We start from the raw sequence: 15,316 nt of genomic DNA on the forward strand, positions 1-15,316 counted from the left end.
GGGGGTTTGTGACGGCTTGATGAAGTGGTCATTCGTCGCATGGGACCGATAGTGACGGCGCCGATGATCAAGCGATGAGACCGCGTGGGCACAGGCGCCCACCCTACGAAAGGCAGTTGTAGGGTGGACACCTGTGTCCACGCTGTCTCACGGCATGCATGTTCGCGGCGGCACGGGGACGCCACCGCCGCAAACGATCATCGACCGATTACCGCTTCAACGCCGGAATCGATGCCGGCTTCCACGGCTTGACCGGCTGCTCCTTCATCTTCTTCTCGAGGAGCTCGATCGCCACTTCCAGCTGGCGGTCGCGTCCGTTGAAGGTCTCGTGCGGCAGGTTGTCGACCTCGACGTCCGGGCTCACGCCCACGCCTTCGATCAGCCATTCGCCGTCCGCGCCGAACTGCCCGAACTCGGCGACGCGCGCCATGCCGTTGTCAGCCAGGCCGGTGGCGTCGCTGAGCCAGACGCCCGCGCCCGCGGTGCGTTTGCCCACCAGTGGGCCGAGCTTGAGGGCCTTGATGCCGGCCGCGAAGGTCTCGCCGTCCGAATAGGTCAGCTCGTCCACCAGCACCACCAGGTGGCCGCGGAAGCTGTTCTGCATGTTCGACTGCGGCTGCTTGCCGTTCGAGGACCAGAAGGCCCAGGAGCGGCGCAGCAGCTTCTCGATGATCCAGCTGTCGATGTTGCCGCCGTTATTGCGGCGCACGTCGATGATCAGGCCTTCCTTGTTGATGTTGGCGTAGAAGTCGCGCGCAAAGGCGTTGATGTCGCGCGCGCCCATCGCACGCAGGTGCAGGTAGCCGATCCGGCCTTTCGAGGCGGCCTCGGCCTGTTGCGCCCTGCCCTGCTCCCAGTCCGAGTAGCGCAGGCTGGCATGGCGCGCCATCGACACCGGCGTGACGATGACGGAACGCGTCTTGCCGCCCGGGCTCTTCACCTGCAGCAGCACCTGCTTGTCGGCCTGGTCGAGCAGCAGGTCGGCGATGTCGCGTGCCTCGGCCAGCGACTTGCCATTGACCGCCGTGATGGTCTCGCCTTCCTTGACGTCCACATCCGGCGCCGACAGCGGGCCGGCTTCCGATGGCAGCTCGGGCTCGCTGCGGTAGACGCGGTCGACGCGGTAGCCCTCGCCGGTACGGGTCAGGACCGCACCCAGGCTGGACGGCGTGCCCTCGCTCGGGGCGCGGCGCACGTCGCCCGGACGGATCTGCGAATGCAGGGCGCCGACTTCGCCGACCATCATGCCCAGCACGTCGTCGAGCTCGGCGCGGTCGGTGACGCGTTCGACCAGCGGCGCGTAACGGGCGCGCACGGCCTTCCAGTCGACGCCGCGCATGTTGGCGTCGTACAGGAAGTCGCGGTGCATGCGCCAGGCGTCGTTGAACATCTGGACCCATTCCATGCGCGGGTTCGAGCTTACCGCCCAGTCGTCGACCTTGACCTTGGCGCGGCTGAGATCCGCCGGGGCCTTGGCGCCGGCGTCGACGACCAGCATGTCGCCCAGCGTGCCCTTGGCGAAGGTGCGGTAGAAGATGTGCTTGCGGTCCTGCGTCAGGCCGAACTCGCGCACGTTGGCGACAAAGGTCTCGAGCTTGGGCGTGTTACGCGAGATCTCGAGGGTCTTGAGCGTGCCCTTCTGGCCGTCGTCCGAATCGAGCAGGTAGAGGCGCTTGTCGTCGATCGCCAGCGCGCGGTAATTGCCCGGTGCGACCGGCACTTCGTAGAGGCGTTCGCGCAGGCCGGCGTAGACGACCGCGGGGGTCGGTGCCTTCGGCTTGTCCTTGGCTGCCGCGCTGGCGCTGGCGGCCACCGCGGCAGCCACCGCGGCGCTCTTGTCGGCGTCGCGATCGTCCGCGCCCGGCGCCTTGATCGCCTCGCGCGCCGCGGCTTCGGGCGACTTCTCTTCCGGCTTGGTCAGCTCGTCTTCCGGCTTGAACGGGAAGCGGTTCCCCGACTGCAGCGCCAGCGCGTAGACGCCGACGCGCTTGTCGAACACCGGGCCCATGTTGCGGTCGCCCCAGGGCGAATTGTTCCCCAGGTTGAAGTGGCGCGCCGACAGGAAGTAGAGCCACTTCCCGTCCGGCGAAAACGCCGGCGAGTTGGCCTCGAAGCGGTCGGTCGTGACAAAACTCATCTGCCGGCTCGCCAGGTTGTACATGCCGATCTGGTTGCGCTGCTCCATACTGCCGACGCGCACGAACGCCAGGTTGCGGCTGTCGGGCGACCACACGACCTGGTCCGGCTGGTCCAGGCCGGCCTGGCCGGCGTCGTCGATGACGACGTTGGTCTTCTTCTCCAGGTCGAGCAGCCAGGTGCGTCCCTTCTTGTCGGTGTGGGCCAGCCAGCGCCCGTCCGGCGACGGATAGAGGCTGGAGCGGTGCGATGCGCCATCCATGGTCAGGCGCTCGCCCTTGCCCGAGCCGTCCGCCGCATAGCGCCAGATCTCGTTTTCGCCGCTGGCGTCGACGATGACGTAGACCCACTTGTCGTCGTGGCTGAAGACCGCGCTACGGGCGCGCGCGCCATCGGGTACCGCGATCTCGACGCGGCGGTAGCTGCCCGTGCCCGCGATCGTCACGCGCCCACGCGCGGTGATCACGATGCGCTCGGCCTTGTTGGCCAGCTCGATGCTGGTCAGCGCATCAAGCGGCGACTTCACGCGGCGCAGGCGCTGCTGGTCGAAGTCCGACAGCAGGCTGGCGTTCAGGCGGGTGTCCTGGCCACTGGCGATGTCATAGACGCGCAGGTCGGCGCCGAGCTGGTAGGCGATGCGGCCGTCGCCCAGCGAGGCGGTGCGCACGTCCCATTCCTTGTGCTGGGTGTGGACGCGGCGGTCGGACCCGTCCGGCCTGGAGGACCAGATGTTGTCGGCGCCGCCCGCATCGCTGATGAAGTACAGGCGCCCCTGCCACCACATGGCGCGGCGGTTGTTGGCGCTGTCACCCTTGAACAGTTGCTGGGCTTCGCCCTTGGAACCGAGCTCGTAGCGCCACAGCTGGGCAACGGCCCCGCCGCGATAGGACTTGACGTTATCGTTCGTCATCGACAGGCCCATGCGCGTGAAATACACGGTGCGGCCGCTGTCGTCGAGCACGGCGTCGTTGGCGTCGGCCAGCGGCAGCACGCGGCGCGCCATCTTGACCGGGTCCAGCGCGGCGACGACGCGGTGCTTGGACGGGCCCACCGAATTCTCGGTGCTCACCAATATCTCGCCCTGCGCCGTCCAGCCCAGCACCGTCACGCCGCCGTTCTCGAAAGTGATGCGCTTGGGCAGGCCGCCCTCGATCGGCATCACATAGGCTTCCTGGGCGCCTTCATAGGAGGCGGCAAAGGCCACAAACTTGCCGTCATGCGAGATGGCGGCATGGGTTTCGGCGTTCGGATGCGTGGTCAGGCGCGTGGCCTTGCCGCCATTGACGGTCGTGCGCCACAGGTCGCCCTCGGCCGTGAAGACGATGGTGTCGCCGCGCACGGCGGGGAAACGGAAGTAAGGATCGGCGGCGGCAGCCTGGCTGCCGATCAGCGCCAGCGACAGCGCGAGGATGGTGCGGGACACGTTCATGGACAAGTGGCAAAGGTTGCAAAAGAGCATCAGTTTGCCACAGCGCGTGGATGAGTTGACGTGCATACAAGCAAAAAAGATAGTGTGCGTATCCGCTTCGTCGACTGTGAAGGCACACCAATCCGTATCTATGGACTCCACCCGATTTGCAAGAAGAAGATTGAATTTTTGCCGTTAGGAAGAGTTTGCTTGTATCTATTCGGCCTGTATGTTGAGCGTTTCCAGTGCTCTGGCCCTGATGTGATACGCGCGTCAGGATCCTCATAGGGTGACGGCCTTGATGGCCACTACAGTTTACGGATTCACCCGACGCCGGTCCAACCTGTTGGCATCATTCTTTCTTCTCGTCGCAAACTTGGCGGTTGCTCCTTGCTGTTGCTGAGTTAATCGACAGTCTTTTCAGGCCGGCCTGGGCGTGTCTTTCGACCAGGCCGGAACGTACGGGCGTCCATGCGCCATCAACGCCCAGATCACCCTGGCCATCTTGTTGGCCAGCGCAGTCGCGGCAACGTTGAAACTGCGCCGTTCTGCCAGCCTTGTTGCCCACTGCAGCAGCTTGTCGGGCTTGCCGCTTGCTGTTCTCAGTGCACTGCGCGCTCCGTGTATGAGCAGGGTGCGCAGATAGCTGTCGCCCCTGCAGGTAATGCCATACAGGCGCTGCTTGCCTCCACTGCTATGCTCGCGTGGCACGAGGCCTAAATTCGCTGCAAAGTCCCGCGCGCTCTTGTAGTGGCGCGGATCGGCGATGGTTGCCTGCACTGCCGTTGCCGTCAACGGCCCCACACCCGGCACCTCCATCAGTTTCTTCGCCAGTTCCGACTTGGCTGCCTGGTTCAAACGTCGGTCGTACGCCTGAATCCTCTCGTCCTTGTCGTCCAGCTGGGCCTTGAGCTCCCGGAACGTCTCCAGGGCCATACCAGACAAACCATTGTCCAGATCGTTCAGCCATGCTTTCAGTCCGTCGCGGAATCTTTCCACGCGCTTGGGAAACACCCGGCCATATTCCCCGGCAAACGCCCTGATCCTGTTGATCATCGCCACCCGTTCCGTCATCAGGGCGCTGCGAGCGCGGTGCAGCATCTGCAAATCTTGCTGTGCAGCCGTATTGATCGGCACATACTTGGTTGCCCCACGCGAGCGCGCCTCGGCAATTGCAGCAGCGTCGTTCATGTCGTTCTTGTTACCGGTGACATATGCCCTGACGTGTTGGGCCGCAATCAGTTTGGCGTCGTGTCCCATTTCGACGAGCTTGCGTGCCCAGTAATGCGAACCCGCGCACGCTTCGATACCAATCATCGCCGGAGCCATCTGCGCGAACTGCGCAAGCACCTGGTCTCGAGAAAGCTTACTCTTGAACACCCGTTTGCCGTTTCCATCGAGCCCGACCGCGAAGAACACGTCCTTCGCAATATCCAAACCAACCACTTTTGCGCTAGCATTCATGGTGACTCCCCCTCTTGTTTTAGCGTGCCAGCCCAATCTGGCACACTTGGCACAATGATGCCGATATCAGGAGGGTGGAGTCCATCACATTAGGGTGGGGTCATTGATGCCGGGGGCATCAATGACGTGCCCACGCGTTACGTGTTGGACCGGAGTCGGCTGGCGCGACTATTCGCTCCGTGGCGTCACCATGTTTGCAAGCGCTAACACAGCGCCTTGGGAAGCGCAGCGAAACGCGTCATTTGCACACATGCGAACGTCAACACGGTTCGTCGTTCCGCGTGGGCACGGGGTGCCCACCCTACCGAAGCCGAGCAGGCATAAAAAACCGCGCACCGGGCGCGGTTTTTTGTGGAGCATCGAGCTTTACTCGATCTCGACCGTCTCGGCCGGGGCCGGCGGCGGCAGGGCGTCGCCTTCCGGGAACTCGAGGATGACGTCGTCCTTCTCGTTCAGGTCCACCGTCACGCGGCCACCGTTGACCAGGCGGCCGAACAGCAGCTCGTCGGCCAGGGCCTTGCGGATCATGTCCTGGATCAGGCGCGACATCGGGCGGGCGCCCATCTGCGGATCGAAGCCCTTCGAGGCCAGGAACTTGCGCAGCTTCTCGGAGAAGATGGCTTCCACCTTCTTCTCGTGCAGCTGCTCTTCCAGCTGCATGAGGAACTTGTCCACGACACGCAGGATGATTTCCTCGTCCAGCGCGCGGAAGCTGATGATCGCGTCCAGGCGGTTGCGGAACTCCGGCGTGAACATGCGCTTGATGTCGGCCATCTCGTCGCCGGTCGCACGCGCGTCCACGAAGCCCACCGAGCGCTTGGTCAGGCTCTCGGCGCCCGCGTTCGTGGTCATGATGATGATCACGTTGCGGAAGTCGGCCTTGCGTCCGTTATTGTCGGTCAGCGTGCCGTGGTCCATCACCTGCAGCAGGATGTTGAAAATGTCCGGGTGGGCTTTTTCAATCTCGTCCAGCAGCAGCACCGCGTGCGGCTTCTTAGTGATGGCTTCGGTCAGCAGGCCGCCCTGGTCGAAGCCGACGTAGCCCGGCGGCGCACCGATCAGGCGCGACACGGCATGACGCTCCATGTACTCGGACATGTCGAAGCGGATCAGCTCGATACCGAGGATGAAGGCCAGCTGCTTGGCGACCTCGGTCTTGCCGACGCCGGTCGGACCCGAGAACAGGAAGGAGCCGATCGGCTTGTCCTGCTTGCCGAGGCCGGCACGCGCCATCTTGATGGCCGAAGCCAGCGCATCGATCGCCGGGTCCTGGCCGAAGACGACGTTGCGCAGGTCGCGGTCGATCGTCTGCAGCTTGCTGCGGTCGTCCTGGTTGACGGTCTGCGGAGGAATGCGCGCGATCTTGGCGATGATTTCCTCGATCTCGGTCTTGCCGATGGTCTTCTTCTGCTTCGACTTCGGCAGGATGCGCTGGGCCGCGCCCGCTTCGTCGATGACGTCGATCGCCTTGTCGGGCAAGTGACGGTCGTTGATGAAGCGTGCAGCCAGTTCGGCCGCGGTCGACAGCGCCGACGACGAATACTTCACACCATGGTGCTCTTCGAAGCGCGACTTCAGGCCACGCAGGATCTGCACGGTCTGCTCGACCGACGGCTCGTTCACATCCACCTTCTGGAAGCGGCGGCTCAGGGCATGGTCCTTCTCGAACACGCCGCGGAATTCCGTGAACGTGGTCGCGCCGATGCACTTCAATTGGCCGTTCGCCAGGGCAGGTTTCAGCAGGTTCGAGGCGTCGAGCGTGCCGCCCGATGCCGAGCCGGCGCCGATGATCGTGTGGATCTCGTCGATGAACAGGATGCCGTTCGGCGTGTCCTTCAATTGCTTGAGGACGGCCTTCAGGCGCTGCTCGAAGTCGCCGCGGTACTTGGTGCCGGCCAACAGCGCGCCCATGTCCAGCGAATATACGACGGCATTCTGCAGGATCTCGGGCACGTCTTCCTGGACGATGCGCCATGCCAGGCCTTCCGCAATCGCGGTCTTGCCGACACCGGCTTCGCCCACGAGCAGCGGATTGTTCTTGCGGCGGCGGCACAGGATCTGGATCACGCGATCCACTTCCTCCTCGCGACCGATCAGCGGATCGATCTTGCCGTCGGCGGCCGACTTGTTCAGGTTCTGGGTGAACTGGTCGAGCGGACTTTCCTTCGTCGCACCTTCGACCTGGGCCTCTTCCACGCCTTCCGATGCCTTCTGGCTGTCGATCTGCTGGTCCTTGCGCACGCCGTGCGAGATGAAGTTCACCACGTCGAGTCGGGTCACGCCCTGCTGGTGCAGGTAGTAAACGGCATGGGAGTCCTTCTCGCCAAAGATCGCCACCAGCACATTTGCGCCGGTCACTTCCTTCTTGCCGTTCGACGCCGACTGCACGTGCATGATCGCGCGCTGGATCACGCGCTGGAAGCCGAGCGTCGGCTGGGTGTCGACCTCGCCCGTGCCCGGCACGGTCGGGGTGTTGTCACCGATAAAATTGGTCAAGGTCTTGCGCAGGTCGTCGATGTTGACCGCGCACGCACGCAGGACTTCAGCGGCCGAGGGATTATCGAGGAGCGCAAGCAGCAGGTGCTCCACGGTAATGAACTCGTGCCGTGCCTGTCGAGCTTCGACAAAGGCCATGTGTAGGGATACTTCAAGTTCCTGCGCAATCATACTTCCTCCATCACGCATTGCAGGGGATGCCCTGCCTTACGTGCATGCGTTAAGACAAACTCCACTTTGGTACACGCTATATCTTTGGAAAACACGCCGCACACGCCTTTGCCGTGACGGTGTACGGAAAGCATGATCTGCGTCGCCGTCTCGCGATCCTTGTTGAAGTACTCCTGAATGATAGCGACCACAAACTCCATCGGCGTGTAGTCGTCATTCAGCAACGCCACCTGATACAGGGGCGGTGGTTTTACGATCTGCCGCTCCAGCAGCTGTTCGGTATCGTGCTTGGTTGCCATGGACGTATTCTAATGCTTTCAAGGATGATGCCAAGCGTAAAGATCAGACCAACTCGATCAGTTCACTTCGACTCGCCTTCATCTTACTTGTTTTCCGTTGAAAGCGCAGATGGCGTTCCGATTGCAGAAATCAAGAGCCGGCTTTGCAGGTCGTGTGAAGAATTTAGCAACACATCGATCAAAGGGCTTGACTTACAAGATTAGTCCATCAACAATGCAAACATTGACATGTACTTATGTACTTGTTGATAAGAAGTGAGCAGGCTGAGGAGGGGGCAAGAAGCTTCTTGCTTTTATGGCTCGTGTGATTTGTTTATATTTGAAAGTTCTTTTATGGCAACTGGTACTGTTAAGTGGTTCAATGATTCCAAAGGCTTTGGCTTCATCACTCCAGATGACGGCGGTGAGGATCTGTTTGCACACTTCTCCGCAATCAACATGAACGGTTTTAAGACCCTCAAAGAAGGTCAGAAAGTCCAATTCGAAGTCACGCAAGGCCCTAAAGGCAAGCAAGCTTCCAACATCCAGGGCATGTAATCATCCCTGCGGAAGTACGCCAAGAACCCCGCCCCGGCGGGGTTTTTTTTCGCTCCTGTTTAGCTAGACGCAATCTGCGTCACGCGCGAGGCTCGCCATCGCCTCCAATACCTGCCGCAATTCCTCGCCCGATACGCTCCGGTCGCCGGGCCGCAAGATGGTCTCGTAGCGCGCCTTCAGCCGCACAGCCCGGGCGCGCGTTCGGGATCCCGCGTGTCCGCTGTCATGGCTTCCAGCCGTTCGCCGCTCATGCCGGCCTTATGCATGTCATATATGAAGGGCACGATTCTTTCGTAATCGGGTTCGATATTCATGGCATGACCTTGTTCATTTGAGTAGCATCAAAAAAAAAGCCCTGTCCGTTTGAAAGAACAGGGCTTTGTCGATACCGACGTCTGTTATTGCATCTGCTCGATCATCACTTCACCAAAGCCCGAGCACGATACCTGGGTCGCACCTTCCATCAGGCGGGCGAAGTCGTAGGTGACGCGTTTTGACTGGATCGCCTTTTCCATCGCCGAAATGATCAGGTCGGCTGCCTCGGTCCAGCCCATATGGCGCAGCATCATTTCGGCCGACAGGATCAGCGAGCCGGGATTCACGTAATCCTTGCCGGCGTACTTGGGCGCGGTGCCGTGGGTGGCTTCGAACATGGCGACCGAGTCCGACATATTGGCGCCCGGCGCAATGCCGATGCCGCCGACCTGGGCCGCCAGTGCGTCCGAAATATAGTCACCGTTCAAATTCAGCGTGGCGATCACGCTGTATTCGGCCGGACGCAGCAGGATCTGCTGCAGGAAGGCGTCGGCGATCGAATCCTTGATGACAATGTCGCGCCCGGTCTTCGGATTCTTGAATTTGCACCATGGGCCGCCATCGATCAGCTCAGCGCCGAATTCGCGTTGCGCCAGGGCATAGCCCCAATCGCGGAAACCGCCTTCGGTGTACTTCATGATGTTGCCCTTGTGAACCAGGGTCACCGAGGGCTTGTCGTTGTCGATCGCGTACTGGATGGCCTTGCGTACCAGACGCTCGGTGCCTTCGCGCGAAACCGGCTTGATACCCAGGCCCGAGGTTTCCGGGAAGCGGATTTTCCGGACGCCCATCTCCTTGGTGAGGAAGTCGATCAGCTTCCTGGCGCCTTCCGACCCTTCGGCCCACTCGATGCCGGCGTAGATGTCTTCGGAGTTCTCGCGGAAGATGACCATGTCGGTCTTCTCGGGCTGCTTCAGCGGCGACGGCACGCCGGCGAAATACCGCACCGGACGCAGGCAGACGTAGAGATCGAGTTCCTGGCGCAGCGCCACGTTGAGCGAGCGGATGCCGCCGCCCACCGGCGTGGTCAGCGGACCCTTGATCGAGACCACGTATTCTCTTACCGCATCCAAGGTTTCGGGCGGCAGCCAGACGTCCGGGCCGTAGACATTGGTCGACTTCTCGCCGGCATAGATTTCCATCCAGCTGATCTTGCGCCGGCCGCCGTAGGCCTTGGCCACCGCTGCATCGACCACCTTGAGCATCACCGGGCTGATGTCCACGCCGGTGCCGTCGCCCTCGATGTAGGGGATGATGGGGTTATCTGGTACAGTCAGCGAAAAATCCGCGTTGACGGTAATCTTCTGGCCGTCGGCGGGTACGTTGATATGTTGGTACATCGTGTTCTCCAAAATGGTCGCACGGCGGGTCGCAAGGCGGACTGCAATGTCGCGGCCTCAGGCATGGTCTGCGATCTACATTACAATATTGGCTGCGAGTCTTGTATAAGACAGCAATGTTGCCTCTTGCATTATGCACCAGTATCGTGCCCCGCGCCACGCCCCACCCCGACCTTGCCCTGAACCGTACACCACCCTTCCATGCCTCTCATTCTCTTTAACAAACCGTTCCAGGTGCTGTGCCAGTTCAGCCCGCAGGAAGGCCGCGAGTCGCTTGCCGACTACGTCAAGATCCCGAACGTCTACCCGGCCGGCCGGCTCGACGCCGACAGCGAGGGCCTGATGCTGCTGACCGACGACGGCAAGCTGCAGCACAAGATCGCGCACCCGGACCACAAGGAAGCCAAGACCTACCTGGTGCAGGTGGACGGCGTCGCCGACGCCGCGGCATTGGCGCGCCTGCAGGCCCCGATCGACCTGGGCGACTTCGTTACCAAGCCCTGCCGCGCGGTGCGCATCGCCGAGCCGGAATGGCTGTGGCCACGCAACCCGCCGATCCGTAGCCGCCAGGACAAACCGACCAGCTGGATCGCGATCACGCTCGAGGAAGGCAAGAACCGGCAAGTGCGGCGCATGACCGCGGCGGTGGGCCTGCCGACGCTGCGGCTGGTGCGCAGCAGCATCGGGCCGTTTTCGCTGGCGACGCATCCCCTGATGCCGGGGGAGTATGTGGAGGTGCCGGTGGCGGACTTGCGCAAATAGGAAGCGGCGGTTCCTGTAGCGTGGGCACTCCGTGCCCACGCGGACATTTGCAAGGTGTTGACCGTGCTTGAACCGCAAAGCCTGCGTTGCGTTAGCGCTTGGTGATGCATGCCCGCAGCGCAGACTGCACCTTGCTGGAAAAGCCGCCGCCGTGCCGCGTTCCGCGTGGGCACAGGGTGCCCACCCTACGGTCACCGTTCACTCAACGAACGACGCCGTCCTTTACTCCCGCTTCAAATAAAAAACCCGCCAAGCCCTTTCGGTCTGGCGGGTTTTCTTTTACTTCAGTTTGCGCGGCAGCGCCGCGTAAACTTCCCTATCAGGCGATGGTTTCCAGCGCGCTGTTGAAGGTCGCGCTAGGACGCATGACGGCTTTCACCTTGGCGTCGTCGGCCTTGTAGTAGCCGCCGATGTCGACCGGCTTGCCCTGCACTTCCAGCAGCTCGGCAACGATCTTCTGCTCGTTCTCGGCCAGGGTCTTGGCCAGCGGCGCGAAGTGGGCTGCCAGTTCGGCGTCCTCGGTTTGCGCGGCCAGTTCCTGGGCCCAGTACAGCGACAGGTAGAACTGGCTGCCGCGGTTGTCGAGCTCGCCGGTCTTCGGCGACGGCGACTTGCGGTTGTCCAGCAGCTTGCCGGTTGCGGCGTCGAGCGTCTTGGCCAGGACCTTGGCCTTGGCGTTGCCGGTCTTGATGCCGAGGTCTTCCAGCGAGACCGCCAGCGCCAGGAATTCGCCCAGCGAGTCCCAACGCAGGTGGTTCTCTTCGACCAGCTGCTGCACGTGCTTCGGAGCCGAGCCGCCGGCGCCGGTTTCGTACATGCCGCCGCCGGCCATCAGCGGAACGATCGACAGCATCTTGGCGCTGGTGCCCAGTTCCAGGATCGGGAACAGGTCGGTCAGGTAGTCGCGCAGGATGTTGCCGGTCACCGAGATGGTGTCCAGGCCGCGCTTGACGCGCTCCAGGGTGTAGCGCATCGCGCGCACCTGCGACATGATCTGGATGTCCAGGCCGGTCGTGTCGTGATCCTTCAGGTAGGTCTTGACCTTCTTGATCAGTTCATTCTCGTGCGGACGGTACGGGTCCAGCCAGAACACGGCCGGCATGCCCGAGTTGCGCGCGCGGGTGACCGCCAGCTTGACCCAGTCGCGGATCGGAGCGTCCTTCACCTGGCACATGCGCCAGATGTCGCCCTGCTCGACGTTCTGGCTCATCAGCACTTCGCCGGTGGCGATGTCGGTGATGTTGGCCACGCCGTCCTCAAGGATCTCGAAGGTCTTGTCGTGCGAGCCGTATTCTTCGGCCTGCTGGGCCATCAGGCCCACGTTCGGGACCGTGCCCATGGTGCGCGGGTCGAAGGCGCCGTGCCACTTGCAGAAGTTGATGACTTCCTGGTAGATGCGCGCAAAGGTCGATTCAGGGATGACGGCCTTGACTTCCTTCAGGCGGCCATCGGCGCCGTACATCTTGCCGCCGGCGCGGATCATCGCAGGCATCGAGGCGTCGACGATGACGTCGTTCGGCGAGTGGAAGTTGGTGATGCCCTTGGCCGAGTCGACCATGGCCAGCGCCGGACGGTGTTCCTGGCAGGCGTGCAGGTCGCGCTCGATTTCTTCGCGCTGCGAGGCCGGCAGGTCGGCGATCTTGTTGTACAGATCGGCCATGCCGTTGTTGACGTTGATGCCCAGGCTGTCGAACAGCGCGCCGTGCTTGGCGAACGCGTCCTTGTAGAACATGCGCACGCAGTGGCCGAAGACGATCGGGTGCGAGACCTTCATCATCGTCGCCTTGACGTGCAGCGAGAACAGCACGCCGGTGTTCTTCGCGTCTTCGATCTGCTTCTCGTAGAACTCGAGCAGGGCCTTGCGGCTCATGAACATCGAGTCGATGATCTCGCCGTCCTGCAGCGCGACCTTCGGTTTCAGGACGATGGTCTGGCCGCTCTTGGTGACCAGTTCCATCTTGACTTCACGGGCGCGGTCGAGGGTCATCGACTTTTCGCCGTGGTAGAAGTCGCCGTGGGTCATGTGCGACACGTGGGTGCGCGAGGCCGGCGACCATTCGCCCATCGAGTGCGGGTTCTTGCGTGCGTATTCCTTGACGGCCTTCGGCGCGCGGCGGTCGGAGTTACCTTCGCGCAGCACCGGGTTCACGGACGAGCCGATGCACTTGGCATACTTGGCCTTGATGGCCTTCTCTTCGTCGGTCTTCGGGTCGGCCGGGTAGTCGGGCAGGTCGTAGCCCTTGGCCTGCAGCTCCTTGATTGCGGCGACCAGCTGGCCGACCGATGCGGAAATGTTCGGCAGCTTGATGATGTTCGCGTCCGGCTCCAGGGTCTTCTTGCCCAGCTCACTGAGGACGTCGGGGACGCGCTGTTCCGGGGTCAGGCGTTCCGGGAACTGGGCCAGGATACGCGCGGCGACCGAGATGTCGGCCTGCTCGACGCGGATACCCGCAGCCTTGGTGAAGGTGCTGACGACAGGCAGGAAGGCGTGGGTCGCCAGCAGCGGCGCCTCGTCGGTCAGGGTGTAGATGATGGTCGGATCACTGCTCATGCACTATTTCCTCGGTTATCGCGAAGGTGTCGCGATGTATAAAACTTGATAAGTAACGCCTGCCCGCGCCCGCACCGTATGCGGCGCGCTCGATGGATCATACTACTCCGATACTACTCCGCCCAGAGCGATGGACAGAGCGCGAAGGGTCTTCCCGGCCGCTCGGCGTCATCCCGGCCGCGCCGCAAGTCTTCTATAAGACATAAGACGCGCGTTTCACATTATGCACCAGTATTTTACGCTGCGCTACAGCTTTAGCATTCCAGCGCCCGCCGGCGGCCCCGGAAGAGCGTGCACTGAGGGCCCTCAACAGGTCCCGCCTGCCGGCATGCCATGGTGGGGGGCGGCTGCGGCGACCCCAGGGGTAAGGCGGGCCACCGTGCGCGGCGCGCGCCCGGCGCCGGACGCGCTAGGATAGCCGGCAACCGCAGTACGATCGATCCCGTTTCCTCACACCGGAGAAACCATGACTGTGCGCAAAACCGACGCTTCCGCCATTCCCGCCCTGCGTTCGCTCGGCTGGGCCGGCTTCCTGCTCGGCTTCGGCCTCGGCGGCTTTTTCGATGGCATCCTGTTGCACCAGGTCCTGCAGTGGCACCACCTGCTGTCGCTGGTGCCGGGCGAGGCCTTCCGCGACATCAAGACCCAGATCCTCGCGGATGGACTGTTCCACGTGCTGATGTACGTGATCGTGGCCTGGGGGTTATGGAAACTGTGGAAGGTGCGCGCAGCGGCCGGGGCGGACGAAGGCGACCGCCACCTGCTGGCCAGCGCCGCTTTCGGCTTCGGGGCCTGGAACATTGCCGACTCCGTCCTCTTCCATTGGATACTGGGCATCCACCGCATCCGCATCGACGTCGACAACCCGCTGCTCTGGGACCTGCTGTGGTTCTTCGTGTTCGGCGTCGCCTTCATCGCCCTGGCCTGGTGGCTGCGCCGCGGCACCGGCTCGGTCGGCGGCAAGGCGAGCATTGCCTCGCTGGTGTTGGCGGTGCTGGTCGGTGGTCCGGTCGCAGCCCTGCCGCCGCGCGACATCGATACGGTGATGGTGTTCTTCAAGCCGGGCGTCACGCCGAACGAGGTGTTCGCCGGCATCGAGGCGGTGGACGGGCGCATCCTGTGGGCCGCGCCCGAAGGCGATGTCTGGGCGCTGGACGTGCGCGACAAATCGAAGACCGACCTGCTCTACCGGCACGGGGCTTTCCTGGTCAGCAATTCGGCGCTGGCGGTGGGTTGCCTGGCCTGGACCTCGGCACGGGGTTGATGTTGCAGGGTGGGCACCTGTGCCCACGCGGTCTCACCGGTTGAATAGACGCGACGCGGCACGCAGCGACACGACAGCGTGGACACAGGTGTCCACCCTACGAACGGCAACACCCAAACCACAATGCGGAAAAACCCGCCAGGACGCGAAGTCGGGCGGGTCTTTCTTCCACTGTACTGCCAGCGCGGCATTCGCCGCGCGCCAACCGGTCTATTAGGCCGACAGGGCTTTCAGAGCAGCAGCCAGGCGGCTCTTGTGGCGAGCGGCCTTGTTCTTGTGGATGATCTTCTTGTCAGCGATGCTGTCGATGGTCGACACGGACTGCTGGAAGATGGTGGTTGCAGCGGCCTTGTCACCAGCCTGGATGGCTTTGCGGACGGCCTTGATTGCGGTACGCAGGGTCGAACGCTGAGCGCTGTTGTGTGCGTTTTGCTTAACTGCTTGACGAGCGCGTTTGCGCGCTTGTGCGGTATTTGCCATGGAATTTCCTAAATCGGGGTCAAGTTGCGTTTGCAAACATTAGCGAGTCAAACTGGCCCATTCCAGTGCCTGCCAAACATAAGTGTCTGCTAA

At 62.6% G+C, this 15,316-nt stretch carries 11 protein-coding genes; 3 read left to right on the plus strand and 8 right to left on the minus strand.

Annotation, left to right across the window (positions count from 1 at the left end; all coding sequences use genetic code 11):
• Positions 1–208 precede the first annotated feature (208 nt).
• The 4 genes from ACSUZJ_RS18260 to clpS all read right to left on the minus strand — a co-directional run bounded on the left by ACSUZJ_RS18260 (position 209) and on the right by clpS (position 7,974).
• Positions 209–3,565: a S41 family peptidase gene (locus tag ACSUZJ_RS18260; protein ID WP_499410513.1), complete on the minus strand. Its 3,357-nt coding sequence runs from the start codon at positions 3,563–3,565 to the stop codon at positions 209–211.
• A 399-nt stretch (positions 3,566–3,964) separates the two neighbouring features.
• Positions 3,965–5,008: an IS110 family RNA-guided transposase gene (locus ACSUZJ_RS18265; protein WP_499408564.1), complete on the minus strand. Its 1,044-nt coding sequence runs from the start codon at positions 5,006–5,008 to the stop codon at positions 3,965–3,967.
• A gap of 366 nt (positions 5,009–5,374) precedes the next feature.
• Positions 5,375–7,675: an ATP-dependent Clp protease ATP-binding subunit ClpA gene (gene clpA, locus ACSUZJ_RS18270; RefSeq protein ID WP_499410515.1), complete on the minus strand. Its 2,301-nt coding sequence runs from the start codon at positions 7,673–7,675 to the stop codon at positions 5,375–5,377.
• Positions 7,672–7,974, minus strand: coding sequence for an ATP-dependent Clp protease adapter ClpS (gene clpS, locus ACSUZJ_RS18275; protein WP_312549969.1), 303 nt, complete (start codon positions 7,972–7,974; stop codon positions 7,672–7,674). Before clpS ends, clpA begins: the two co-directional genes overlap by 4 nt.
• Positions 7,975–8,307: 333 nt before the next feature.
• Here clpS and cspE point away from each other — a divergent pair, with 333 nt between their 5' ends.
• Complete coding sequence (gene cspE, locus ACSUZJ_RS18280; protein ID WP_020653506.1) at positions 8,308–8,511, plus strand: transcription antiterminator/RNA stability regulator CspE; 204 nt, start codon at positions 8,308–8,310, stop codon at positions 8,509–8,511.
• 176 nt (positions 8,512–8,687) lie between these two features.
• Here the strand turns inward: cspE and ACSUZJ_RS18285 are convergent, their stop codons facing one another.
• Entirely contained in the window at positions 8,688–8,825 is a 138-nt protein-coding gene (locus ACSUZJ_RS18285) for a hypothetical protein (protein ID WP_499410518.1), read from the minus strand.
• 84 nt (positions 8,826–8,909) lie between these two features.
• On the minus strand, positions 8,910–10,166 hold the full coding sequence (gene icd / locus ACSUZJ_RS18290) for an NADP-dependent isocitrate dehydrogenase (RefSeq protein ID WP_499410520.1): 1,257 nt from the start codon (positions 10,164–10,166) through the stop codon (positions 8,910–8,912).
• A 201-nt stretch (positions 10,167–10,367) separates the two neighbouring features.
• Between icd and ACSUZJ_RS18295 the strand changes: the two genes are divergently transcribed.
• Positions 10,368–10,928: a pseudouridine synthase gene (locus tag ACSUZJ_RS18295; protein WP_499410522.1), complete on the plus strand. Its 561-nt coding sequence runs from the start codon at positions 10,368–10,370 to the stop codon at positions 10,926–10,928.
• A 319-nt stretch (positions 10,929–11,247) separates the two neighbouring features.
• Here the strand turns inward: ACSUZJ_RS18295 and ACSUZJ_RS18300 are convergent, their stop codons facing one another.
• Complete coding sequence (locus ACSUZJ_RS18300; protein WP_499410524.1) at positions 11,248–13,479, minus strand: NADP-dependent isocitrate dehydrogenase; 2,232 nt, start codon at positions 13,477–13,479, stop codon at positions 11,248–11,250.
• 466 nt (positions 13,480–13,945) lie between these two features.
• Here ACSUZJ_RS18300 and ACSUZJ_RS18305 point away from each other — a divergent pair, with 466 nt between their 5' ends.
• On the plus strand, positions 13,946–14,743 hold the full coding sequence (locus ACSUZJ_RS18305; RefSeq protein WP_499410526.1) for a DUF2243 domain-containing protein: 798 nt from the start codon (positions 13,946–13,948) through the stop codon (positions 14,741–14,743).
• Between the two features lie 213 nt (positions 14,744–14,956).
• Here ACSUZJ_RS18305 and rpsT read toward each other — a convergent pair whose 3' ends face one another.
• Positions 14,957–15,223 carry a 30S ribosomal protein S20 gene (rpsT, locus tag ACSUZJ_RS18310; protein WP_036216299.1) on the minus strand — a complete coding sequence of 89 codons (267 nt, stop codon included), beginning with the start codon at positions 15,221–15,223 and terminating at the stop codon, positions 14,957–14,959.
• Between the last annotated feature and the right edge of the window lie 93 nt (positions 15,224–15,316).

Source organism: Telluria sp. B2 (assembly GCF_051789535.1).
GTDB lineage: Bacteria > Pseudomonadota > Gammaproteobacteria > Burkholderiales > Burkholderiaceae_D > Telluria.